24 protein-coding genes are annotated in these 23,490 nt (G+C 60.0%); 13 read left to right on the top strand and 11 right to left on the bottom strand.

Features of this window, described 5'->3' with window-relative positions; all coding sequences use genetic code 11:
* Positions 1-82: 82 nt before the first annotated feature.
* The gene (locus ACI77H_RS22535; protein ID WP_407013916.1) at positions 83-1,123 is read left to right on the top strand and encodes an Ldh family oxidoreductase; all 1,041 of its coding nucleotides are present in this window, start codon (positions 83-85) and stop codon (positions 1,121-1,123) included.
* Between the two features lie 139 nt (positions 1,124-1,262).
* Here the strand turns inward: ACI77H_RS22535 and ACI77H_RS22530 are convergent, their stop codons facing one another.
* Entirely contained in the window at positions 1,263-1,580 is a 318-nt protein-coding gene (locus ACI77H_RS22530) for a YqjD family protein (protein WP_407013915.1), read from the bottom strand.
* A gap of 165 nt (positions 1,581-1,745) precedes the next feature.
* On the opposite strand from ACI77H_RS22530, the gene ACI77H_RS22525 reads away from it, so the two are divergent.
* A complete protein-coding gene (locus tag ACI77H_RS22525; RefSeq protein ID WP_060542917.1) occupies positions 1,746-1,997 on the top strand; it encodes a hypothetical protein in 252 nt (83 codons plus the stop codon).
* A gap of 9 nt (positions 1,998-2,006) precedes the next feature.
* Here ACI77H_RS22525 and ACI77H_RS22520 read toward each other — a convergent pair whose 3' ends face one another.
* The gene (locus ACI77H_RS22520; protein WP_407013914.1) at positions 2,007-2,915 is read right to left on the bottom strand and encodes a LysR substrate-binding domain-containing protein; all 909 of its coding nucleotides are present in this window, start codon (positions 2,913-2,915) and stop codon (positions 2,007-2,009) included.
* A gap of 84 nt (positions 2,916-2,999) precedes the next feature.
* Here ACI77H_RS22520 and ACI77H_RS22515 point away from each other — a divergent pair, with 84 nt between their 5' ends.
* On the top strand, positions 3,000-3,923 hold the full coding sequence (locus ACI77H_RS22515) for a carbon-nitrogen hydrolase family protein (protein WP_407013913.1): 924 nt from the start codon (positions 3,000-3,002) through the stop codon (positions 3,921-3,923).
* A 12-nt stretch (positions 3,924-3,935) separates the two neighbouring features.
* Here the strand turns inward: ACI77H_RS22515 and ACI77H_RS22510 are convergent, their stop codons facing one another.
* The 3 genes from ACI77H_RS22510 to ACI77H_RS22500 form a co-directional block, all read right to left on the bottom strand.
* Positions 3,936-4,409, bottom strand: a complete 474-nt coding sequence (locus ACI77H_RS22510) for an LEA type 2 family protein (RefSeq protein ID WP_407013912.1) — start codon at positions 4,407-4,409, stop codon at positions 3,936-3,938.
* 57 nt (positions 4,410-4,466) lie between these two features.
* Positions 4,467-5,939: a nucleobase:cation symporter-2 family protein gene (locus ACI77H_RS22505; protein WP_407013911.1), complete on the bottom strand. Its 1,473-nt coding sequence runs from the start codon at positions 5,937-5,939 to the stop codon at positions 4,467-4,469.
* Positions 5,940-6,042: 103 nt separating this feature from the next.
* On the bottom strand, positions 6,043-6,936 hold the full coding sequence (locus ACI77H_RS22500) for a LysR family transcriptional regulator (RefSeq protein ID WP_407013910.1): 894 nt from the start codon (positions 6,934-6,936) through the stop codon (positions 6,043-6,045).
* Positions 6,937-7,037: 101 nt separating this feature from the next.
* Between ACI77H_RS22500 and ACI77H_RS22495 the strand changes: the two genes are divergently transcribed.
* Positions 7,038-8,129, top strand: a complete 1,092-nt coding sequence (locus ACI77H_RS22495; protein ID WP_407013909.1) for a polyamine ABC transporter substrate-binding protein — start codon at positions 7,038-7,040, stop codon at positions 8,127-8,129.
* A gap of 21 nt (positions 8,130-8,150) precedes the next feature.
* Positions 8,151-9,110, top strand: a complete 960-nt coding sequence (speB, locus tag ACI77H_RS22490; RefSeq protein WP_253403612.1) for an agmatinase — start codon at positions 8,151-8,153, stop codon at positions 9,108-9,110.
* Positions 9,111-9,217: 107 nt separating this feature from the next.
* Here the strand turns inward: speB and ACI77H_RS22485 are convergent, their stop codons facing one another.
* Entirely contained in the window at positions 9,218-10,270 is a 1,053-nt protein-coding gene (locus ACI77H_RS22485) for an aldo/keto reductase (protein ID WP_407013908.1), read from the bottom strand.
* 202 nt (positions 10,271-10,472) lie between these two features.
* Between ACI77H_RS22485 and ACI77H_RS22480 the strand changes: the two genes are divergently transcribed.
* The 5 genes from ACI77H_RS22480 (at position 10,473) to ACI77H_RS22460 (ending at position 13,952) form a co-directional block, all read left to right on the top strand.
* The gene (locus ACI77H_RS22480) at positions 10,473-11,189 is read left to right on the top strand and encodes a helix-turn-helix transcriptional regulator (protein WP_407013907.1); all 717 of its coding nucleotides are present in this window, start codon (positions 10,473-10,475) and stop codon (positions 11,187-11,189) included.
* A 52-nt stretch (positions 11,190-11,241) separates the two neighbouring features.
* On the top strand, positions 11,242-11,583 hold the full coding sequence (locus ACI77H_RS22475) for a nuclear transport factor 2 family protein (RefSeq protein ID WP_407013906.1): 342 nt from the start codon (positions 11,242-11,244) through the stop codon (positions 11,581-11,583).
* Between the two features lie 30 nt (positions 11,584-11,613).
* The gene (zapE, locus tag ACI77H_RS22470; protein ID WP_407013905.1) at positions 11,614-12,732 is read left to right on the top strand and encodes a cell division protein ZapE; all 1,119 of its coding nucleotides are present in this window, start codon (positions 11,614-11,616) and stop codon (positions 12,730-12,732) included.
* Between the two features lie 18 nt (positions 12,733-12,750).
* Positions 12,751-13,332, top strand: a complete 582-nt coding sequence (locus ACI77H_RS22465; RefSeq protein WP_407013904.1) for a DinB family protein — start codon at positions 12,751-12,753, stop codon at positions 13,330-13,332.
* Between the two features lie 128 nt (positions 13,333-13,460).
* On the top strand, positions 13,461-13,952 hold the full coding sequence (locus ACI77H_RS22460) for a GNAT family N-acetyltransferase (RefSeq protein ID WP_407013903.1): 492 nt from the start codon (positions 13,461-13,463) through the stop codon (positions 13,950-13,952).
* A gap of 74 nt (positions 13,953-14,026) precedes the next feature.
* Here the strand turns inward: ACI77H_RS22460 and ACI77H_RS22455 are convergent, their stop codons facing one another.
* Both ACI77H_RS22455 and ACI77H_RS22450 read right to left on the bottom strand, forming a co-directional pair.
* Positions 14,027-15,766 carry a phosphoethanolamine transferase CptA gene (locus tag ACI77H_RS22455; RefSeq protein WP_407013902.1) on the bottom strand — a complete coding sequence of 580 codons (1,740 nt, stop codon included), beginning with the start codon at positions 15,764-15,766 and terminating at the stop codon, positions 14,027-14,029.
* Between the two features lie 198 nt (positions 15,767-15,964).
* Entirely contained in the window at positions 15,965-16,147 is a 183-nt protein-coding gene (locus ACI77H_RS22450) for a DUF6026 family protein (protein ID WP_407013901.1), read from the bottom strand.
* 271 nt (positions 16,148-16,418) lie between these two features.
* Between ACI77H_RS22450 and gnd the strand changes: the two genes are divergently transcribed.
* The 3 genes from gnd to ACI77H_RS22435 are packed head-to-tail and all read left to right on the top strand — an operon-like array spanning position 16,419 to position 19,737.
* The gene (gnd, locus tag ACI77H_RS22445) at positions 16,419-17,399 is read left to right on the top strand and encodes a phosphogluconate dehydrogenase (NAD(+)-dependent, decarboxylating) (RefSeq protein ID WP_407013900.1); all 981 of its coding nucleotides are present in this window, start codon (positions 16,419-16,421) and stop codon (positions 17,397-17,399) included.
* Entirely contained in the window at positions 17,396-18,919 is a 1,524-nt protein-coding gene (gene zwf / locus ACI77H_RS22440; protein ID WP_407013899.1) for a glucose-6-phosphate dehydrogenase, read from the top strand. Before gnd ends, zwf begins: the two co-directional genes overlap by 4 nt.
* Positions 18,916-19,737 carry an HAD family hydrolase gene (locus tag ACI77H_RS22435; protein ID WP_407013898.1) on the top strand — a complete coding sequence of 274 codons (822 nt, stop codon included), beginning with the start codon at positions 18,916-18,918 and terminating at the stop codon, positions 19,735-19,737. Before zwf ends, ACI77H_RS22435 begins: the two co-directional genes overlap by 4 nt.
* 58 nt (positions 19,738-19,795) lie before the next feature.
* Here ACI77H_RS22435 and nhaB read toward each other — a convergent pair whose 3' ends face one another.
* The 3 genes from nhaB to ACI77H_RS22420 all read right to left on the bottom strand — a co-directional run bounded on the left by nhaB (position 19,796) and on the right by ACI77H_RS22420 (position 23,215).
* The gene (gene nhaB / locus ACI77H_RS22430; protein ID WP_407013897.1) at positions 19,796-21,298 is read right to left on the bottom strand and encodes a sodium/proton antiporter NhaB; all 1,503 of its coding nucleotides are present in this window, start codon (positions 21,296-21,298) and stop codon (positions 19,796-19,798) included.
* A 78-nt stretch (positions 21,299-21,376) separates the two neighbouring features.
* The gene (locus tag ACI77H_RS22425; protein WP_407013896.1) at positions 21,377-22,666 is read right to left on the bottom strand and encodes a hypothetical protein; all 1,290 of its coding nucleotides are present in this window, start codon (positions 22,664-22,666) and stop codon (positions 21,377-21,379) included.
* 285 nt (positions 22,667-22,951) lie between these two features.
* On the bottom strand, positions 22,952-23,215 hold the full coding sequence (locus ACI77H_RS22420; protein WP_407013895.1) for a hypothetical protein: 264 nt from the start codon (positions 23,213-23,215) through the stop codon (positions 22,952-22,954).
* Between the last annotated feature and the right edge of the window lie 275 nt (positions 23,216-23,490).

Raw genomic sequence — 23,490 nt, 5'->3', positions numbered from 1 at the left:
CGCGAGAGACTTGACAGGACGCCGGTAAGAAAGCGCTTAATCGCCCTGTCGCCCGCCTCTAAAAATAAAACTGGAGCTTCAGATGACCGCTTCGCCTGAAATGGCAGTCAGTTCGGCCAACTCAACCCTGGATTTTGATTCTCTCGTCCTGTTGCTCGAACGCATTTTCGTTCGTCACGGCACCTCTGCCGAAGTCGCCAGGACACTGGCCCTCAACTGCGCCGGCGCCGAACGTGATGGCGCTCACAGTCACGGCGTGTTCCGCATTCCCGGTTACGTGTCGACACTGGAGAGCGGTTGGGTCAATGGCCAGGCCGTGCCGGTGGTTGAGGACGTGGCGTCGGGTTTTGTCCGGGTCGACGCCGGCAACGGCTTCGCCCAACCGGCGCTCGCCGCCGCTCGCCCCTTGCTGGTGGAAAAGGCCCGCAGTGCCGGGATTGCGGTGTTGGCAATCCGTAACTCCCACCACTTTGCGGCGCTGTGGCCGGACGTCGAACCGTTCGCCTACGAAGGGCTGGTGGCATTGAGCGTGGTCAACAGCATGACCTGCGTGGTGCCGCACGGCGCTGATCGCCCGCTGTTCGGCACCAACCCGATTGCTTTCGCCGCCCCGCGCGCGGACGGTGATCCGATAGTCTTCGACCTGGCCACCAGTGCCATAGCCCATGGCGATGTGCAAATCGCGGCACGCAAGGGTGAGCGTTTACCCGCCGGCATGGGCGTGGACAGCCTCGGTCAACCGACCCAGGACCCGAAAGCCATTCTTGAAGGCGGGGCGTTGCTGCCGTTTGGCGGGCATAAAGGTTCGGCGCTGTCGATGATGGTGGAGCTTTTGGCGGCGGCGCTGACCGGCGGCAATTTCTCCTTCGAATTCGACTGGAAAAATCACCCCGGCGCCAAAACGCCGTGGACGGGCCAACTGTTGATCGTGATCGACCCGAGCAAGGCCGCCGGGCAAAACTTCGCCGAACGCAGCCAGGAACTGGTGCGGCAGATGCACGGTGTGGGGCTTAAACGGTTGCCAGGCGATCGACGCCATCATCAGCGGGCCAAATCCTGCGCGGATGGTATTCAGCTCGATGCGGATACGTTGGCGAACCTGCGGGAGTTGGCCGGGATTTAGCGTCGAAACACGGGCTGTGTAGGAGCCGGCTTGCCGGCGATGGCGGCGGATCAGTCGATATAGATGTTGGCTGATCGTCCGCCATCGCCGGCAAGCAGGCTCCTACAGGGACCGTATTTCAATACTTGATATCGCGGGCTTAACGGCGGCCCAGCAACAACCCGACAACCAACCCGAACCCGGCGGAAATTGCCACGGTTTGCCAAGGATGACCACCGATATAGGTTTCAGTGGCTTCGACCGCGGGCAGGGTCCGGTCACGTACGCTGCTGACCGAGTCCCGCGCCTGCTGGAGTTTCTGGGCGATTTGCCCACGGAGCGTATCCGCTTCCTCACCGACCAGTGAGGCACTGCTTTTCAGCAACTTTTCCGACTCTTCAATCAGCGTCTGAAGCTCGCTGAACGCTTGATCCTTGATTTGGTCTTCGGCGACTTGTGCGGCGGTTTTGCGGGCCATTGGGTTACTCCTTGCAGGTGAATGGGCAGTGAACAATGGAGTCTGCGGCGACTGAAAAAGTTGCAGCGATTTTGCCTTCGCAGGCCATCCAGTAGAAAAATCCTGCGCAGGACATTTCTTCCTACAGTGTAAGATGTCGCCTATTTACGCAGCAGGTAACTCCCCATGAGCTTCAATCTGGCCGACAAACCCCTTGCCGAGCGCGCAGCGCTTGAAGATGAGAAATCCCGTCTGTTCGAACTCTGGCAGAACAACTTGGGCAAAGCCAAAGGTGAGGCCGCACGCTTGTTCGGCGAACGCGCCAAGCGTAAAGGCAAATGGGCCGAATGGGTCCGTTCCGAACTCGACGGCATGTCGCCTCCGGAATACGCCAACATGGTGCGCAGTGAAGTCAATCGATTGATGGCGGCCAAGTAAGTCTGAACCTCACGCAAAAATCGCGACAATGGCCTCACGCACTTTCAACACCACCGGGTCGAGCTGAGTGCTGGTGCGCCAGCCCAGTTCGATCGGGTAACGCGGCAATGCCAAGGGGCAGGGCAGCAGCGCCAACCCGCTGAGCGCCGCGATGCTTTGCGCGGCATGCGCCGGGATGGTCGCCACGGCCTGGCTGCCTTTGAGCAAGTGTGGCAACGCGGCAAAGTGCGTGGTTGACGCGCACACGCGCCGACTCAAGCCCAACGCCGCCAGCCCTTCGTCGGTGATCCCGATAAAGCCACCCGATGACACCAGAATATGTTCACGGGTGACGAACTCCTCAAGGTCTATGGTTTTCTGTCCCGCGACCAGACTGATCGGGTCAACCAGACACAAGTAGTCGCCTTCACCCAACACCTGACGGCTGAGCAACCGTTCGGCAAACCCGCCGGCCGTGATCGCCAGATCGATGCTGCGTTCCATCAACGCTTGGGCAACGATCTGACTGTGGGTCTGGCGAAAGATCAGCCGTAACTTCGGCGCGCAACGGGCAATTTCTTCGATCAGACGGCGACCGTAGGCGATTTCGAAATCATCCGAAAGGCCGACCGTGACCGAACGGCCTTCGTAGTGATGGGCGGCCGGATCGACCATCGCCAGGCTTTGTCGGCATTTGTTCAGCGCGTCGCTGATTACCGGTTTCAACTGATTGGCCTTGAGCGTCGGCGCCAGGCCTCGGCCGGTGCGCACGAATAACTGATCGCCATACACCTCGCGCAGTCGGCGCAATGCCGCGCTGACCGCCGACTGCGTCACGCCCAGGCGCAACGCCGCACGGCTGGCGCTGGACTCTTCATGCAAGGCTTCGAAGACTTTGAGCAGGTTGAGATCGACGGAGGCGATATTCATGGTGTTCATATCATTCAGCAGCGAACGGGGCTTTATTCATGATCCGGTAGCGCCTGAGAATGAGCAACACCCGATTCGAATGGAGTTACTGCGATGCCCAAGTCAATCGTTGCTGCACTGCAAATCGGTGCCTTGCCCGGCGGCAAGGCTGAGACCCTGGAGCAGATCCTCTCGTACGAAAACGCCATCCTCGAAGCCGGCGCGGCGCTGGTGGTCATGCCCGAAGCGTTGCTCGGCGGATACCCGAAAGGCGAGGGGTTCGGCACGCAACTGGGTTATCGACTGCCTGAAGGTCGAGAAGCATTTGCCCGGTATTTCGCCGACGCGATCGACGTGCCTGGCGCAGAAACCGAAGCGCTGGCCGGGTTGTCGGCGCGCACCGGGGCCAACCTGGTCATTGGCGTCATCGAGCGCGCCGGCAGCACTTTGTATTGCACCGCGTTGTATTTCGATCCGCAGGCTGGACTGGTCACCAAGCACCGAAAACTGATGCCCACGGGCACCGAACGGTTGATCTGGGGCAAGGGCGATGGCTCGACATTACCGGTGATCGACAGCCAGGTTGGGCGGATCGGCGCGGTGGTGTGCTGGGAAAACATGATGCCGCTGTTGCGCACGGCGATGTACGCCAAAGGCGTGGAGGTGTGGTGCGCGCCAACAGTGGACGAGCGGGAGATGTGGCAGGTGAGCATGCGCCACATCGCCCATGAAGGTCGCTGCTTTGTGGTCAGTGCCTGCCAGGTTCAGGATTCGCCGCAAGCGCTGGGCGTGGAGATCGCCAACTGGCCGGCGGACCGGCCGTTGATAGCGGGTGGCAGCCTGATTGTCGGCCCGATGGGCGATATTCTTGCCGGGCCGCTGCGAGGAGGGCGCGGATTGCTCACCGCTGAAATCGACACTGACGACCTGATCCGCGCGCGTTATGACTACGACGTCGTCGGCCACTATGCGCGCCCGGATGTGTTCGAGTTGACCGTGGACGAGCGGGCCAAACCCGGCGTCCGATTCAACGCATGACCAAAACTGAAGTCACCAGGTGCCGACTGTCGACCCCGGCAAACTGAGCTTGCCACTGTCGGTGAATCGCATCGTGCCGAACAAGCCGCCCGCCAGATTGCCGTGCAAGACATAAGGCAGGTTGTTCAGGGTTTGGGTCCGGCTCAGGCCCAATGTCTGGCGCAGCACGGAGAACGCCGAAACACTCACAGGAACGGTCAGCACTGTCTCGGAAAAGCGCGCAATCGAGCCCGACTGATCACTGACTCCGGAGGCAAGGGGCTGGCCGTTGACTGACAGGTCCAGCGCCACGCCGTTGTAGTCGACCGGCGTTTCATTGGGGTTCTGCACGCGGATTTTTACCGCGAAACGCACTTCCATGTCCTGGCTTTGCAACGGCTCGAATCCGACCACGTTGATGTTCAGCGGGTCGCGATTGGGCAGCAGGGCGCAGGCGCTCAGGGACAATAAAAGGAGGGAAAGGACAGTAGCGTGGACACGGCGCATGGACATGCTCTCTTGAAGAAAAAGGCCGAACCACCAGTGGCTCGGCCTTGAGCCTGTCTAGCGGTTCAACTGTGCGACCACCGCTGGCGCGGCGGGTTCACCTTTGGCCGGGACATCCGGGTTTTCCATGACCTGGAGGATCGAGGCTTCCGGATCGAAGTCGTCTTCTTCCAGCTCGATGAATTCTTCGGGCAGGAAGATGTTCAGCACGATAGCGCACAAGGCACCGACGGTGATCGGCGATTCGAAGATGTTATGCAGCGCCTTGGGCAACTCGCGCAACACTTCCGGCACGGCCGCGACACCCAGGCCCATGCCGAGTGAGATCGCCACGATCAGCATGTTGCGTCGATGCAGGCCGGCTTCGGCGAGGATCTTGATCCCGGCCACCGCCACGGTGCCGAACATCACCAGTTCAGCGCCACCGAGCACCGGTTTGGGCATCAGTTGCAACACCGCGCCGATCATCGGGAACAGCCCCAGCACCACCAACAGACCGGCAATGAAAAACGCCACGTAGCGGCTGGCCACGCCGGTCAGTTGAATCACGCCGTTGTTCTGCGCGAAGGTCACCATCGGCATGCTGTTAAACACCGCCGCCATCGCCGAATTGAGACCGTCCGCCAGCAGACCGGACTTGATCCGGCGAATGTAGATCGGGCCTTTGACCGGCTGCCGGGAAATCATCGAGTTGGCGGTCAGATCACCGGCGGCCTCCAGCGGCGACACCAGGAAAATCACCGCGACCGGGATGAATGCGACCCAGTCAAAGTTGAAACCATACTTAAACGGCACTGGCACGCTCATCAGCGGTACGTCGGGCATGCTGCTGAAATCCACGTGGCCCATCAGCCACGCCACGAGGTAACCGAAGGTCAGGCCGATCACGATCGCCCCGAGGCGCAGGAACGGCACGTCCACCCGGTTCAAAACCACGATGGTGCCCAGCACCAGCGCCGCCAATGCCAGATGACTGGAAGCGCCTAGGTCCGTCGCGCCGAAGCCGCCGGCGATGTCGGTCATGGCGACTTTGATCAGCGACAGCCCCATCAGCGTGATGATCGTCCCGGTCACCACTGGCGTGATCAGCATCCGCAGTTTGCCGATGAACTGGCTCAGCACCACTTCAATAAACGCGGCGAAAAAGCACACGCCAAAGATCGTCGAAAGGATTTCATCGGTGCCGCCGCCGCGAGCCTTGACCATGAAACCGGCGCTGAGGATCACGCTGATGAACGAAAAACTGGTGCCTTGCAGGCACAGCAAACCGGAACCGATCGGGCCGAATTTTCGCGCCTGGACGAACGTGCCCAGGCCCGAGACGAACAGCGCCATGCTGATCAGATAGGGGATTTCGCTTTGCAAGCCGAGGGCGCTGCCCATGATCAGGGTTGGGGTGATGATGCCGACGAAACTGGCGAGTACGTGTTGCAGGGCGGCGAAGACGGTAGCGGTCAGATGCGGGCGGTCGTCGAGGCCGTAGATCAGGTCGCTGTGGCGCGGGGCAGGGGCTTTTTCAGAGGCGGTCATGGTGGTTTGCGTGCCGAAGGGCGGGCCGGGTCAGAAAATGGAGGCGCAGGATGCCAGAAAACTCATCGACTTACACAATCCCACAGGGGGATTACGGTGACCTCTAAGCAAACGCCGCAAGCAAATCCTCTTCAAACGCCTTTTGCGCATCCCCCGGCACTTGCGCCCGGTGGCGGGCCAGATGAAACGCCACGTCGAAACTCATATCGCTGCGCCGCACCGCCCTGAGCAATCCTTTGTCCTCCCAACTGCGGGCAAAGTGGCTGGGCAGATAACCGACATGCTTGCCGGACAGAATGAAGGCGAGGGTGCCTTCGACCTGTTCCGAACGCGCCGAGCAGCGTCTGCCCTGGAAGGGCTCGTCGCTGCGCAGAAAGCGGTAAGGGTGGTCCACCCGGTCGCTCGCCTGCAACGCTTGATCGTCCGGGGCATGGTTGGTGAACAGCGGATGGCCGGGGGCGCAGTACAAGTGTTGGGTTTCCGTGAACAGTTCGCGGTAGTCAAACGCGCTTTGCACCTGTGAAAAATAGCCGATCGCCAGGTCCAGCCGTTGTTGCAGCAGCAAGCGCTCCATCTCAGCGGGCATGGCGCTGATCAATTCGATGCGCACCGACTCATCGCGCTCGCGAAAGCGCCGGATCGCCTCGGCCACCCGTTGCAGCACCGATTGATCCACCGCTTCGGAGAGTCCCAGGCGTACCTCGCCGATCAATCGACCGGCCACGCCATTGGATTGATGACGGAACGCTTCGATGGACTCGAACAGTCCACGCGTGGCGGTCAGCAGTTGTTCGCCTTTGGGGGTGATCTTGAATCCGCCCTTGCCACGACTGCACAGCCGATAGCCGAGCCGGGTTTCGAGTCTGGCCATTTGCTGGCTGATGCTCGATTGGCTCAGGCCCAGCTCACCCTGGGCCGCGCTGAAACCGCCGCACTCCACCACGCTGACGAACAGCCGCAGCAATTGCAGATCCACATCGTGAAGCTGGCCGAGCATCAAACATTACTCCGCAATAAAGTCAGGGTAACTGACTTGGTATTTTTCCAATGTATCCGACGACGCATGCTGCAGCCACTTCCTCTGGTCAGGTGTTCGTCATGGCTCCTCTCTTCAAACTGTGTTTACCCGCGCTGTTTCTGGCCATGTCCGTCTCGGCCCACGCCGAGGAAAAGGTCGTCAATCTCTACAGCTGGGCCGATTACGTGGCGCCGCAAACCCTGCAGCGCTTTGAGCAGGAAACCGGCATTCACGTGCGTTACGACACCTTCGACTCTTCGGAAGTGCTGGAAACCAAATTGCTCACCGGCGGCAGCGGCTATGACGTGGTGGTGCCGTCGTCCAGTGTGTTGGCGCGCGGGTTGGCGGCGGGTGCGTTGAAGGCGATTCCCCATGAAGGCCTCAAGGGGTACGCCAACCTCGATCCGGACTTGCTGGAAAAACTCGCCGCGGTCGATCCCGGCAACCGTTACGGCGTGCCGTATACCTGGGGCACGCTGGGGCTGGGGATGAATGTGGAGGCGGTGAAAAAGCGCTTGCCGGATGTGCCGCTCAACAGCCTCGATTTGCTGTTTAAACCGGAATATGCGAGCAAGCTGAAAGAGTGCGGCGTGGCGATCATCGATTCGCCGCAGGAAGTGATCGGCCTGGCGCTGCACTATCTGGGTAAAAATCCCTACAGCACCGACAAGTCTGATCTGTCAGCCGCCGAGGCGTTGTTGCATCAGTTGCAGCCGAATGTGCTGTACGTCGCCAGCGGACGGCAGATCAACGACCTGGCCAACGGTAGTGTTTGCCTGGCGCTGACCTACAACGGTGACGCCAGCATGGCCGCCGATCAGGCGCGCAAGGCCAACAAACCGTATGAAGTGGCGTACCGGATTCCGAAGGAGGGCACGCTGGTCTGGCAGGACAACCTGGCAATTCCCATGGATGCACCGCACCCCGAAGCTGCACGCGCCTTCATCGAATTCATGTTGCGCCCCGAGTCCGTGGCGGCGCTGACCAATACGCTGTTCTTTGCTACCGCCAACCAGGCCGCCACACCGCTGGTGGATGAGGCGGTGCGCACCGATCCGGACATTTTCCCCCTCGCCGATGTGCGCGAACGGCTGTACGCCGACCGCAGCATGAGCCTCAAGGACATGCGTCAGCGCACCCGTTTGTGGACCACTTTCCGTAGCCGCCAGTAATTCAATAAGAAGGAGCACCTGATGGACGTCCCAGTGCAAAACGATCAGGCCATGACCCGCGACAGTCTCTACGGGACTGCCGCCGAAAGTACCTACGCCGGTATCACCAGTTTCATGCGTCGTCGTTACAGCCGCGACTTGCGCGGTGTCGACGTGGCTGTCAGCGGTGTGCCGTTTGATACGGCCACCAGCAACCGTCCCGGCGCGCGTTTCGGACCGCGCGGCATTCGCGCGGCGTCCACCGGGATCGCGTGGGAGCGCCATTGGCCATGGACGTTCGACCCGTTCGATCATCTGGCGGTGATTGACTACGGTGATTGCGATTTCGATTACGGTTCGCCGCAGTCGGTGCCGGAAAGCATTGAAGCCCACGCCGAGCACATTCTGAATGCCGGTTGCGCAATGCTGACGTTTGGCGGCGATCACTTCATCAGTTACCCGCTGCTCAAGGCGCATGCCCGTAAACATGGAGCGCTGTCGTTGATTCACTTCGATGCGCACAGCGACACTTGGCCGGATGAAGAGGGCAAGCGCGTCGATCACGGCACGATGTTCTGGCACGCGGCCAAGGAAGGATTGGTGGACCCGTCCCGCTCAGTGCAGATTGGTTTGCGCACTACAAATGACGATCATCAGGGCTTTCAGGTGCTGGATGCGCGGCAGGTGCATCGCCGTGGGGTGGACGCGATTGTCGAAGCGATTCGGGCACGGGTCGGCGACAACCCGGTGTACCTGACGTTCGACATCGACTGCCTCGACCCGGCGTTCGCACCCGGCACCGGAACGCCAGTGTGTGGCGGTTTGAGTACGGTGCAAGCGCTGGAAATCCTCGGCGGTTTGCGCGGGATCAATCTGGTGGGGATGGACGTGGTGGAAGTGGCGCCGGCCTACGACAGTGCGGACATTACCTCACTGGCAGCGGCGACGTTGGCGATGGAGATGCTGTGTTTGTACGCGGCGAAGCATAAGGTCGATCAATAAACGTGCTGACGCCATCGCCGGCAAGCCGGCTCCTACACTTTTTGCGGCGGTCACACCTGTTGTGCTCGACGCAATCCTGTAGGAGCCGGCTTGCTGGCGATGCTTTTTCAGGCCACCGGAATTATTGGCTGATCCAGCGTTTCGCCGCCGCTAAACCGCGCAACAGAACCGGCAATGGATTCATGTGGCACACCCTTGGCCACTTCGCTGACGCCATCCAGTCGCGACACCTGATCGGCACTCAACTGCACGTTCAAAGCCCCCAATGTCGCATCCAGTTGCTCACGCGTACGCGAACCCAGAATCGGAATCAGCGCTGTCGTCGAGCGTTTGGCTTTGTCCCGCAGCCAGGCGATGGCCACGTGCGTCGGGCTGGCGCCCAGCTCCGCCGCGACCGCGAGCAAGGTGTCGAGCAGCGCGGTTTCGCGGGCACTTTTCTCGGCGTGCACCAGCATGCCCAGCTTGGCGGCACGGTTGTTCTCGTCACCGGAGCGGTATTTGCCGGTGAGGAACCCGCCACCCAGTGGCGACCATAAGGTTGCGGCCAGACCCAACGCTTCGGCCATCGGCAGTTGTTCACGTTCGGCCGTGCGTTCGGCGAGGCTGTACTCGGCCTGAATGGCAGCAATCGGCGCAAACCCGCGCACTTCAGCCAACAGATCGGCGCGGGCGATGCGCCACGCCGGGAAATTCGACAGCCCGGCATAATGAATCTTGCCGGCGCGTACCAGATCGTCAAAACCACGGAGGATTTCTTCCATGGGCGTGACGCCGTCGCTCATGTGCGCCCAGAACAGGTCTATGTGATCGGTCTTGAGTCGTGTCAGGCTTTCTTCCACGGCGCGAACCATGTTCTTGCGGTTGTTACCGGTGTGGGAAATGCCTGCGGCCGGCGTAGTCCCCAGCGTGTATTTGGTGGCGATGACCAGGCGATCGCGCTCCGTGGCGATGAACTCGCTGAGCATGGCCTCCGACTGGCCACCCTGATAGCCGTTGACGGTGTCGATGAAATTGCCGCCGGCCTCCAGATAGCCATCAAAGATGCGCTTGGCTTCATCGCGTTCTGCGCCATGGCCCCAACCGGTACCAAAGTTGCCGGCACCCAGCGCCAATTCCGCGACACGCAAGCCGGTTTTTCGGCCGAACACTTTGTAATGCATGGGATGACTCCTGAAGGAAGACGCTGTGACTGATAATAGATGTCGTGAAACATGTAATTAAGATGATGCTAATCATGTATTAGGTCAAGACGCTTTTCCATGGATAGCAAAAGGGCCAACCATTGGGCTCATCGCCACTGCCACTTTCTGACAGGGGCCTCTGCTAATCTCCGACATCTTTTCTGCACAGAGCCTGCCGATCGTGTCTCGTACCACGCGTTTACTGACCTTGTTGCAAGTGCTGCGCAGCAAAAGCCGTCCGGTTACGGCGGCGACACTTGCCCGCGAGCTCGAGATCTCCGAGCGTACGCTCTACCGCGACATCGCGGAACTGACCGCACTCGGCGCGCCGATCTACGGCGAGGCGGGCATCGGTTACGTGTTGCGCAGCGGTTTGTTCCTGCCGCCCCTGATGCTCAACGCCGACGAAACCGAAGCCATCGTGCTGGGGCTGCGTTACGTGGATCAGCGTGGCGATGAGGTATTGAGCAAAGCGGCAGCGAATGCGCTGGCCAAGATTGCTGCGGTGCTGGCGCCCGAAGCGCTGGACGCCTTGCACAATCCGACCGTGCTGCCGGGCCCGCCCGGTTACGGTTTTGCGCCCAACGCCGTGCCGCTGACGGTGTTCCGCCAGGCGATCCGCGATCAGACCAAGTTGCACATCGACTATGCAGACGCCCAACAAGTCCCGAGTCAGCGGCTGATCTGGCCGCTGGCGTTGGGGTTTCTCAACGAGGTGCGGATCATCGTCGCCTGGTGTGAATTGCGCGGCGCCTATCGGACTTTCCGCACCGACCGGATCTCTGCGGCGAACGAGCAGGGCGAGCGTTATCCGGCGCGGCGCAGCGACCTGTTGCGCACCTGGCGCAAGCAGATGCAACTGGATGAAGCCGGGCGTTTCACTCCTGACAAGAACTGACACAGGGGTGTTCTAGCATGGCCTCAGAATCAACTCACAAGGAGCTGTCACCATGTCCCATCCTGCCTCTGCACTGGCGCCCGCCATCGCCGCTTACATTGCTGCCGCCAATGCGCGCGACACGTCCAGGGTTGCCAGTTTTTTCGCTGAGGACGCCAATGTGTTTGATGAAGGTCAGCACCGGATTGGCACCCAGGCCATCGCCCAATGGATGCAAGACACCGCCCGGCGTTACCAGCCCAAGGTCGAAGTGCTCGAGGTGCAACAGCGCACTGGCAAGGTGCTGGTGCACAACTTGATCTCCGGAACGTTTCCCGGCAGCCCGCTGGAACTGCGCTACATGTTTCGCTTGAACGAACAGGGCAAGATCGCCCGGCTGGACATTTCACTGTAGACGTCGCGTTGCGATGGCATACTGCCGCGCATGAATCTCGACTCCCCGTTAAGCGCCTGGCAACACGCCATCGAACAGAAGGGCTTCGTCCAGGACGAAGCCCAGGAACATGCCGTCTGGGCCTTGCAAAAATGCTACGAAGCGTTGCATGAAGGTCGCACCCCGGTCACGGGTGTGTACCTGTGGGGCCCGGTCGGGCGCGGTAAAACCTGGCTGATGGATCAGTTCTACCAAAGCCTGCGGGTCCCGGCCCGGCGCCAGCACTTTCACCATTTTATGGGGTGGGTGCATCAACGCTCGTTTCAACTGACCGGCACCGCCGACCCGCTCAAGGCCCTGGCCCGCGAGCTCAGCGAAGAAGTACGCGTGCTCTGTTTCGATGAGCTGTTCGTCAACGATATTGGCGACGCAATCATTCTCGGGCGCTTGTTTCAGGTGATGTTCGAGGAGGGCGTGGTGGTGGTCTGCACGTCCAATCAACCGCCAGACATGCTCTACGCCGATGGCTTCAACCGCGACCGCTTCGTGCCCGCGATCGAGGCGATCAAGCAGCACATGCAGGTGATTGCAGTGGATGGCGGCGAAGATCATCGCCTGCATCCGGGGGCGGGTTTGCAGCGCTACTGGGTCGCCGCGGCGGGGCAACCCGGCGCGCTTGGGGAAGTGTTCAAGGCGCTGACTGCCGGTCAGTCGGTGTCCAGTGAGCCGATCAAGGTTGGCTACCGTTCACTGAACGTGGTGCAGGCCAGTGAAACCGTGCTCTGGACTCGATACGCCGACCTCTGTGAACAACCCTTTGCCGCCATGGATTTCATGGCGCTGTGCGACACCTTCAAGGCTATTCTGTTGAGTGACGTGCCCAATCTCAGCGCGCAAAAACGCGCCGGTCGCATCGCCCGTGGCACCGAAGACGGGGTCGAGCGGGTGGCGGCGGGTGATCGCGAGTTGCCGCAATTGTCGGTGCACGACGACGGTGTGCGGCGCTTCATCGCGTTGGTGGACGAATGCTATGACCGCAAAGTGCCGTTGTACCTCGAAGCACAGGTGCCGATGGAATCGCTCTACACCGAAGGCTATCTGGAATTCCCGTTCCGCCGCACGCTCAGTCGCCTGCAGGAAATGCAGCTGCAACGTTTCGCCGACGCTTGAACCCGAGGAGCCGCGAACATGATTCAGCCCTTGTCCCACCATTTGCTGACCATGGCTTATCAGAACGCCTGGGCCAATCATCGACTGGCCAAGGCCTGGAGCCGGTTGAGCGCCGACGAGCTGGCGGCGCCGCGGGTCAGTTTTTTCCCCAGCCTGCGCGCAACCCTCAACCACATCCTGACCTGCGACTGGTTTTACGTGGATGCGCTGGAGCGGGAATTGCGCGGCGATGTTCCGCATCCTGAATGCACTGTGTTTTTCAATGAAGAGCAGCCATTCACCACCGCCGCAGACCTCCAGCGCGAACAGGCTCAGGTTGACCGTCGCTTGATCGCCTACTGCGAGCAGATGCGCGACGCCGATCTGGGCAAGATCGTGACGATCGCCCGAGACACACCGCAACACGACAGCCGATTGCGCCTGCTGTCCCATCTGTTCGAGCATCAGATTCATCATCGTGGGCAGGTGCACGCGATGCTCAGCGGTACGTCGGTTGAACCGCCACAACTGGACGAGTTTTTCTGTACCGGGGAATCGGGTTTGAGGGCTGCGGATTTCGCCGAACTGGGGTGGACCGAAGCGTTGATCTGGGGGCATTGAAAGCTGCTTTTCCCCTGCAGGAGCGAGCACGCTCGCGATGGACGTCAACGATAACGCAGGCTTGCTTATTAAACGCGGTGCTCTCAGGCTCATCGCGAGCAAGCTCGCTCCCACAATCGAGGATGGAAATGGAATCCGCAGAAATTCTTGTGCTTCAGGCCAGTTACACCAATCCGGTGCATGCCGAGGCTTTGCGTCTGGTGTTGAATCATTACGCCGAGGACCCGATGGGTGGTGGTCATTCCTTGCCTGTCGAGGTGTTGGAGCACCTGCCAGAGGAGCTGGCCAAGCGTCCCCATGCGTTCAGCGTGCTGGCCTTCGTCGGTGGCGAGCCGGCAGGGCTGGTCAATTGCTTTGAAGGCTTTTCGACGTTTGCCTGTCGGCCGCTGGTCAACGTGCATGACGTGGTGGTAGTGAAACGGTTTCGTGGATTGGGCTTGAGTCAGAGGATGCTGCAAAAGGTCGAGGAAATTGCCCGCCAGCGCGGCTGCTGCAAAATCACTCTGGAAGTGTTGGAAGGCAATGCCGTGGCGCAGTCGTCCTACGCCAAATTCGGCTTTTCCGCCGGCATGTTCGATCCGGCGCACGGTCGGATGCTGTTCTGGACCAAGGCGCTCTAATCGTTTACGGGCAAAGTAAAAGGGCGTCCATCGGGACGCAAGAAAAAGGGGCCGGAATCGGCCCCTGGACGGGATTACTTCTGAACGATTTCCGCCGGCTTCGGCTTCGGTTTGATCAGGCTGAAGTCGATCAGCGCCTTCTGCTCACGCTCATAGGGATTGCCGATCATCAAGGTGCGCGGCTTGAAACTGTCGCTGACCAGGCTCTTGCTGCGATCAAGTTCATCGAAACTCAGGCCCGCCAGATCGGCCCAGGTATGGATCAGGTGCGAGCTGCTGTACGGCCGCCCCAGATCTTTGGCAAAGCTCCACTCATGGCGCTCACGCCATTTCGGTGAAGCCCAGGCCATGAACGGAATGGTGTACATCGGCGCTGTCGGCTTGGCCTCGTTGCGACCCAGTGTGCTGTGGCCGGGGGAGTCGAAAACGTCTTCGCCGTGGTCGGACAGGTACAGCAGGAAACCGTTCGGATCGGACTTGGCGTAGTCCTTGATCAGGCTCGATACCACGAAATCGTTGTACAGCACCGCGTTGTCATAGCTGTTGTAGGTCGGCAGTTGATCGTCACGCACACCGTCCGGAACGCCTGTGCGATCCTTGAACTTGTCGAACGTCGAGGGATAGCGGTACTGGTAGCTCATGTGCGTACCGAGCAAATGCACGACGATCAACTTGCGCGGCGCTGCGTCGGCCAGGGCCTTGTTGAACGGCTCGATTACGTCGCCATCGTACTGCGCGGCGTTCTGGTTGCGGTTGTTGTTGAGGTACACCTGCTCGTCAGCCTGCTCGGAGAAAGTCGTGAGCATGGTGTTGCGCTTGGTCATGGTCTGCTGGTTAGTGATCCAGAAGGTCTTGTAGCCAGCTTGTTTCATCATGCTGACCAGCGACGGCGTGGACAGGTACAGCTCCGGGTTTTCTTCGTCGGCGAAGGTCAATACCTGCTGCAACGCCTCGATGGTGTAGGGGCGTGGGGTAATGACGTTGTCGAAGACCGCCAGTTGATCCTTGAGTTTGTCCAGCTCCGGGGTGGTTTCCCGAGGATAGCCGTACAGGCTCATGCGCTGACGGTTAGTGGACTCGCCGATCACCAGCACCAGGGTGGCCGGCTGATTGGCCGCTGAATCTTTGAAGTTGCGCAAAGGTGGAATTTTGCTGGCGCTGTCGAGCATGTCCTGCATGCCAGCCAGGGTGTCGAGGTAGCGGTGATAGGCCACGGCCATCTGCCATGGGACGGCGGGCTCGATGCGGGTTTCGAACTTCTCGAAACCACTGGCGAAACTGCCGGTGTGCATAGTCTGTTTGACCAACGGATAACCGATCACCGCCACCAGAATGGCAGTCGCTGCCACCAGTGCGCGGCCACGAGGCATGTACACCGGACGCAGACGAGTCCAAAGGAAATACGCGAACAGCGTGTGTGCGAGGAACGCCGCGATCATCCACCAGGCGAAATACTGGGTCATGTACTCGCCCGCTTCAGAGATGTTCGACTCGAACATGATGAAGATGACGCTCTGGGAAAATTCCTGCTGATAGATGAAGAAATACCCGAGGCTGGCCATGGAGCAGGCCCACAGCACCACGCCGATCAGCGCGGCCATTACACGCGTCTGTCGGGGAAACAGCAGCATCGGCGCCAGCCAGATAGCGCTCATGATGAAGGCCTGGCGGAACCCGCTAAACCCGGAAGTGCCCGTCAATTGGATCAGTAGTTGGGTAATGCCGGAAAAATACCAGAAGAACAGGAACAGCCACAAAAAACCTGCCCAATCAAACCTGCCCGCAGTCGAATTGCTGCGTTTATACAAAGCCATTGCTTGCTCCAGCCTGAAATCACTTCCACCGCCGGGACGGGAAAGTCGCCGACGAACGTGCGCCGCGCGGATACCGAGCGGCCATAATGAGCCGGAGTATCATCAAGGACGTGTGAAAGTTTTGTGAGCAGCGAGTGCGGGAGAATCGTGATGGCGTATCGGAAACAGCGTGGCTGCTTCCGATTCAGGCAGGGGAGATCAGGCGTGGGGAGCGTGCAGGGTGACGGGCATTGACTGAACCTGGATTCCTTGCGTCAGCAGGCGCAATTGCTCGACTTCCTGCTTGAGCTGGTCGCGCTCGTCTTTCAACTGGCGCAATTCATCGCGACGGATCGTGACGTAAAGGGTTTGTGCTGGCCGTGCTGCTTGTACTGTGCCCATTGCTCACCTCGCAAATGGCTGTCTCAACTGTAAATCCGCCCCGACATCGGTGCTTATTTACTATCGGCGCTGATTTTGATTTCTTTTGCCCCGGAAGGGAACTTTTTTATTTTTTATGGTCGTTGTGTCTTCGGCACGATTCCCGACGTTATCAATCAGGATCGGGCACAATGCCCGGAAACTTCACGCCAACGCTCTGGACTAACCCACATTAGTCGCGTTGGGCTATAACCTTTGACACACATTTATTTGTAGTAGGGAGCATCAGCACATGCAACTCGGGATTATTGGACTGGGCCGCATGGGCGGCAATATTGCGCGGCGCCTGATGCTCAACGGGCACACCACCGTTGTTTACGACCGCAATACCGCCTTCGTCGATACCCTGGCCGCCGAAGGCGCCAAAGGCGTCATCGACCTGCCAGCCCTGGTCGCCGGCCTGGCCAAGCCACGAGCGGTCTGGGTCATGCTGCCGGCCGGCGCACCGACCGAAGAGACCATCGACACCCTTAGCACCCTGCTCGAACCCGGCGACACCATCATCGACGGCGGCAACACCTTTTATAAGGACGACATCCGCCGGGCGAAAACCCTGTCGGAAAAAGGCCTGCACTACGTCGACGTCGGCACCTCCGGCGGCGTCTGGGGCCTGGAACGCGGTTACTGCATGATGATCGGCGGCGAAGCCGAGGTGGTTAAACGCCTCGATCCACTGTTCGACAGCCTGGCACCGGGCATGGGTGATATCCCTCGCACCAAGGACCGCAAGTCGGACGACGATCGCGCCGAGCGCGGTTACATCCACGCCGGTCCCGCAGGCTCTGGCCATTTCGTGAAGATGATCCACAACGGCATCGAATACGGAATGATGCAAGCGTTCGCCGAAGGCTTCGACATCCTCAAGACCAAGGCCAGCGAAAGCTTGCCGGAAGATCAGCGCTTCGACCTCAACGTCGGCGACATCGCCGAAGTCTGGCGTCGCGGCAGCGTCGTGTCGTCCTGGCTGCTCGACCTGACAGCTGACGCCCTCGCCAGCGATCCGAAGCTCGACGGTTACTCAGGTTCGGTGGCTGACAGCGGTGAAGGGCGCTGGACCATCGAAGCCGCCATGGAGCAATCGGTGCCTGTACCGGTGCTGTCGAACTCGCTGTTCTCCCGCTACCGTTCGCGCGGCCAAGGCACCTTTGGCGACAAGATTCTCTCGGCCCAGCGCTTCGGCTTCGGCGGCCACGTGGAGACTGCGAAAAAATGACCCGTTTGATCCGCAATAAATCCAAGGCAGAACCCGCACCACCGACCACGCTGTTCCTGTTCGGTGCCCATGGTGACCTGGTCAAGCGCTTGCTGATGCCGGCGCTGTACAACCTGAGTCGCGACGGTCTGCTTGACGATGGACTGCGGATCATCGGCGTTGACCACAACGCCATTACCGACGAAGCCTTTGCCCAGAAGCTCGAAGACTTCATTCGGGCGGAAGTGGCAAGCAAGGTCGGCAAGGGTGATCAAGCCCTTGATCCGGCATTGTGGGCGAAGTTGGCCAAAGGCATCAGCTACGTCCAGGGCGACTTCCTGGACGACAGCACCTATCAAGCGCTGGCGGCGAAAATCGCCGCCAGCGGCACTGACAATGCGGTGTTCTATCTGGCTACCGCGCCACGGTTCTTCAGCGAAGTGGTGCGTCGTCTCGGCGCTGCCGGTTTGCTGCAAGAGACGCCGCAAGCGTTCAGAAGGGTGGTGATCGAAAAACCGTTCGGCTCCGACCTGCGCACCGCCGAAGCCTTGAACGCGTGCTTGCTCAAGGTCATGACGGAAAACCAGATCTACCGGATCGATCACTATCTGGGCAAGGAAACCGTGCAGAACATTCTGATCAGCCGGTTCTCCAACAGCCTGTTCGAAGCGTTCTGGAACAATCATTACATCGACCACGTACAGATTACCGCCGCCGAGACCGTCGGCGTGGAAACCCGTGGCAGTTTTTATGAACACACCGGCGCGCTGCGAGACATGGTGCCCAATCACCTGTTCCAGTTATTGGCGATGGTAGCCATGGAACCACCGGCCGCTTTTGGCGCCGATGCGGTTCGCGGCGAAAAGGCGAAAGTGGTAGGGGCGATCCGTCCCTGGTCCACTGAAGAGGCGCGGGCCAATTCGGTGCGCGGCCAATACGCCGCCGGCGAAATCGACGGCAAGCCATTGCCGGGTTATCGCCAGGAAAGCAACGTAGCGCCCGACAGCACGACCGAAACCTATGTCGCGCTCAAAGTCATGATCGACAACTGGCGCTGGGTCGGCGTGCCGTTCTACCTGCGCACCGGCAAGCGCATGAGCGTGCGCGACACCGAGATTGTCATCTGCTTCAAACCGGCGCCTTACGCGCAGTTCCGTGATACCGAGGTCGATGAGCTGCAACCAACCTATCTGCGGATCCAGATTCAACCCAACGAAGGCATGTGGTTCGATCTTCTGGCCAAACGGCCTGGCCCGGCGTTGAAAATGGCCAATATCGAACTGGGTTTTGCCTACAAGGATTTCTTTGAGATGCAGCCGTCCACCGGTTACGAAACCCTGATCTACGACTGCCTGACCGGTGATCAGACGCTGTTCCAGCGCGCCGACAACATCGAAAACGGCTGGCGCGCTGTGCAACCGTTCCTCGATGCCTGGCAGCAGGACGCGAGCGTACAGGCTTACGCGGCGGGCGAAGACGGGCCGGCAGCGGCAGAAGACTTGCTGACCCGCGACGGTCGCGTCTGGCATGGCCTCGGATGAGTGACGAAACGCAACAACCCATCCGCTTTTTGCTCAGTGACATGGACGGCACGTTGTTGCTGCCCGATCACAGCCTCAGCCAGCGCACCATCGAAGCCGTCCGTTCGTTGCGCGAGGCGGGCGTGCTGTTCAGCCTCGCCACCGGCCGGCCGCCGAAAGCCATGTTGCAGCAGATCGAAGCCCTGGGCGTCGATCTGCCGACGGCGGCGTTCAATGGCGGCACGATCGTCAATCCCGATGGCAGTTTGCTGGTCGCGCATTATTTGCCGGCAACAGCGGCTCTGACCACGTTGACGCAGTTTGCCGATCTGCCGGACATCGAGGTATGGGTGTTCAGCGGCGGCGACTGGCTGGTGAAAGACCCGGCCGGCCCTATGGTGCCGCGGGAACAGCATGGCCTGGGGTATCCGCCGGTGGTGGTGGAGAGTTTCGAGCCGTATCTGCAACGCATCGACAAGATCGTCGCGGCCAGCAACAACACGCAGTTGTTGATTGAGCTGGAGGCGCAGTTGCTGCCCAGGGTCGAGGGGCAGGCGCAGGTATCGCGTTCACAGCCGGTGTACCTCGACGTGACCGCGATGCAGGCGAACAAGGGTGACGCGCTGGCGACACTGGCCGAGTTCCTCGGCGTGCCGCTGGCACAGACCGCCGCCATGGGTGATGGCGGCAATGACCCGGCGATGTTTCATCGCGCCGGATTGTCGATTGCCATGGGGCAGGCGGAGGAGGCGGTGAAGCGTCAGGCCGACGTCGTGACTGGCGCCAACACCGAAGACGGCGCGGCGCAGGCGATCGAGCGGTACATTCTCCCTCGCTAGTTCACGCTAAACGAAATCTGGGAGCGAGCAGGCTCGCTCCCACATTTTTATCCGGTGATTACAGCCAGAAACTCACCGCATACCACCCAAGACTGCCCATCACCAGCGTATACGGCAACGCCATCCACACCATCCGCCCATACGACAGGCGAATCAGCGGTGCAATCGCCGACGTCAGTAGAAACAGGAACGCCGCCTGACCATTGGGCGTCGCCACGCTCGGCAGGTTGGTGCCGGTATTGATCGCAATCGCCAGGGTCTCGAAATGCTCGCGGCTCATGTGCCCGGAGATGAACGCCTGTTTCACTTCGGTGATGTAAATGGTCGCGACGAACACGTTGTCGCTGATCGCCGATAGCAAGCCGTTGGCAATAAACAGCATGCCCGGTTGCTGATCCGCTGGCAGTGCCAGCACCCACTGGATCAGTGGCGTGAACAACTGCTGGTCGTGAATCACCGCCACCACCGCAAAAAACACCACCAACAGTGCCGTGAACGGCATGGCGTCCTTGAACGCGTTGCCGATGCGGTGCTCCTCAGTGATGCCGGTGAATGCGGTGATCAGCACGATCACCATCAAGCCGATCAAACCGACTTCGGCGATATGGAGCGCCAGGCCGGCAATCAGAATCAGCGCCGCCAGCCCCTGAACGATCAGTGCGGCGCGTTGGCGAGAGGTGCGTTCGGCATTGTCTTCGGCGGCGTAATTGGCCAGCACCGCGCGCACGTTGTCCGGCAGCAGGGTGCCGTAACCGAACCAGCGCAGTTTCTCCAGCAGCACGCAGGTCACCAGGCCCGCCACCAGCACCGGCAGGGAAACCGGGGCGACTTTCAGGAAAAACTCAGAGAAGTGCCAACCCATTTCGTGGCCGATCAGCAGGTTCTGCGGTTCGCCGACCAGCGTGCAAACGCCACCCAGTGCGGTGCCCACGGCACCGTGCATCAACAGGCTGCGCAGGAACGCGCGGAACTGTTCGAGGTCCCTGTGATGCAGCGTTGGCAGGTGTTGGTCATCGCTGAATTCACTGTCCTGACGCGGATCGTTACCCGAGGCGACCCGGTGATACACCGAGTAAAACCCCACGGCGGCACTGATGATCACCGCGGTCACGGTCAAAGCATCGAGAAACGCCGAGAGAAACGCCGAGAGAAAGCAGAACATCAATGCCAGTATGGCTTTGGAGTGAACGCCGAGCAGCAGGCGCGAGAACAGAAACAGCAGCAGGTCTTTCATGAAGTAGATGCCGGCCACCATGAACATCAGCAGCAGAATCACCGGAAAGTTGTGCAGCAGTTCGTCATAGAGGGCCTGAGGGGTGGTCATCTTCAGCAACAGCGCTTCAATCAGCAACAAGCCGCCCGGCATCAGCGGATAGCACTTGAGCGCCATGGCCAGGGTGAAGATGAATTCCAGCACCAGCAGCCAACCGGCCGCTACCGGACCCACGGTCCACAGCACCAGGGCATTGAGAATCAGGAAACCGACAATACTGGCCTTGTACCAGCGAGGTGAGTGCCCGAGAAAATTATGCGCGAACGCCTGGGCCATTGAGCCGGACATCGGCTGCTCCTTGTATTAAGAAGCGCGCAACTTGCCGTAAGCGATACAGAAGATCAAGTGCAGGAAATGTCGGCGGGTCTATCCCACGTAGCGTGCGACGATTGCCCGGTAGTTGCCATCCAGTGAATAGCCGCCTACGACGATGTTGCCATCGTCCTGCACGGCCAGCGACGTGGCCGTATCCAGGCTGCGACTCAGGCGGGTACGGACCCAGCCGATGCCATTGCCGAACTGTTCGTCGAGTTGTCCGTCAGGACGATGTCGGGCCAGGATGAAGTCGGCTTCGACACCCCCGATGGTTGCGCCGACGGTCAATACTCGCCCGTCTGCAAGGGCCTGCGCGGCAGTCCATTGGCAGCCGTTGTGGCCGATCCCCAGCAAGTGCGGCTGGCCGCCGTTGCAATGGATGTCCGGACGACCGTTGCTGTGTACTTTCAGGGCCATGCAATGCATCGGGTCACGGCTGCTGCCAAAACAGTGCAGGTCGCCGTTGACCTGCTGGGCCATCTGGCTGACCTGAGCATGACGCCCTTGGGCCATGAAACTCATGAAGCCATCCACGGCGAAGCTGTCATCGAGACTGCCGTCGCTGTGATAGCGCGCCAACAGGCCTTCTTCAGGGAAGTTGATCGAGCCGCCCACCAGTATCCGGCCGTCGCGTTGCACCAGCAGGCTGCTGAGCCAGGTGTTCATCAGCAGATGCCGGACCAGGACGAAGCCGCGACCGTTGAAGGTAGCGTCCAGTGCGCCATCGGGGTTGAGTCGCACCAGCAGGCCGACGTGATCGGCCAGTTCGAATTGATGATTGGCCAGCAGAAGTAGTCGACCGTCTGCCTGTACGCATACATCACAGGCTTCGGCGCCCGGTACGCCGGGGGGCAGCCAGGCATCGCGCACGCCCCGGGAAAGATTGCCCGGTAGGCGCACGACGCGGCGCCCGTTGTCGCCAAAGCGCTGGACCGGTTTGCCTTGTTCATCGAACAAGGCGAGGGCGGGCAGCGTCTGGTGCGCATTTTCATACTGCAGGGCGGCCAACAGAATGCACTCGTCAGGCAGGATCAGCACTTTGCCACCCATGGCCTCGAAGCCGGGTTCGAACTGGCTGATGACACTGCCTTGATTGCCGAATGCCAGGTCTGCCGAGCCGTCCTCAAGCAGGCGGGCCAGACCAAAGCGGTTGCCGCCAGGGGTTCCGACCTTGGCGGCGACGAGCAGCCGTCCTTGTGAATCAATCGCGACCCCCGTGGCCATGCTCGACATGCTGCCGGCGAAATACACCTGGGTTTTACCGGCGCTGGCAAAGGTCTTGTCGAGTTCCCCGGCGCCGCTCAGCGTCGCAGGTAGGGCAGGAGCGGTCTGGGTTGACATGTACGCATCTCCTGGCGGGTTGTCAGCAGCCAAGAGTTGGGATGGCGACTTATTGGAGAAACATTCAATCCCTGAATGATTGGCTGCACAACCGTAAGAACTAACAGACGGAGGGTCGCTTTGTGCCAGAACAGTGTCTTTTCGATCCACTGACAAGCCTGCCTAGTAGTTGGCCGCGTCCACGTACAAATAAATAGAAGTCGCGAGTGTTATTGGCGTGCAACGCCAGCAAACTAACGATGGAGGAGGAGTGTGCGGATTACCGTTAAGTAATCCGCAAAAAGATTAGTGCGGCATCGACCATGATTGCAGCGCGTAACCTTCCTGGCTCAGTTCTTTGCGGGTTTGTTCCAGAACATGTTCCAGTTGTGCCAGATCGGTATAGGCACTGCTTGGGATTTGCTTGCGAATACAGGTATTGGTGCGGTCGATGACGGTCAGGCTGAGTTCGCCGTTGCCGTCTTGTGGGGCCCAGGCCACGCATTGAAATGGCTTGAACGCGCGGTCGGCAATCAAAAGAGCTTCGTTGATACGGAGCGGGGCGGTCATGGGGTCTTCTCTCTGTATGCCCAATCAAGTGATGTGCCGTCGGTTGGGCTTACCGTTCGGCTGGTTACTTGTACTGATGCCCGCAACCCGTGGGTGGGTCACATACAATTAAAAGAATTTTCAACTTTCTTTCATCGGTTCAGGGTTTTGACGGTTTTTGAAAGCTGAATGAAAGGTTCGACTCGTTAGGTAACTAACAAAGTTGCTTCTTATAACTGCTTGCTCACACTCCCTATAGTCAATCGATACAAGCGAGCGTCAAATTCTTGCTAATG

Source organism: Pseudomonas sp. O230 (assembly GCF_045447035.1).
Lineage (GTDB): Bacteria > Pseudomonadota > Gammaproteobacteria > Pseudomonadales > Pseudomonadaceae > Aquipseudomonas.
Note: the sequence above shows the minus strand (reverse complement) of the source record. Positions and strands in the feature narration are given on the sequence as shown.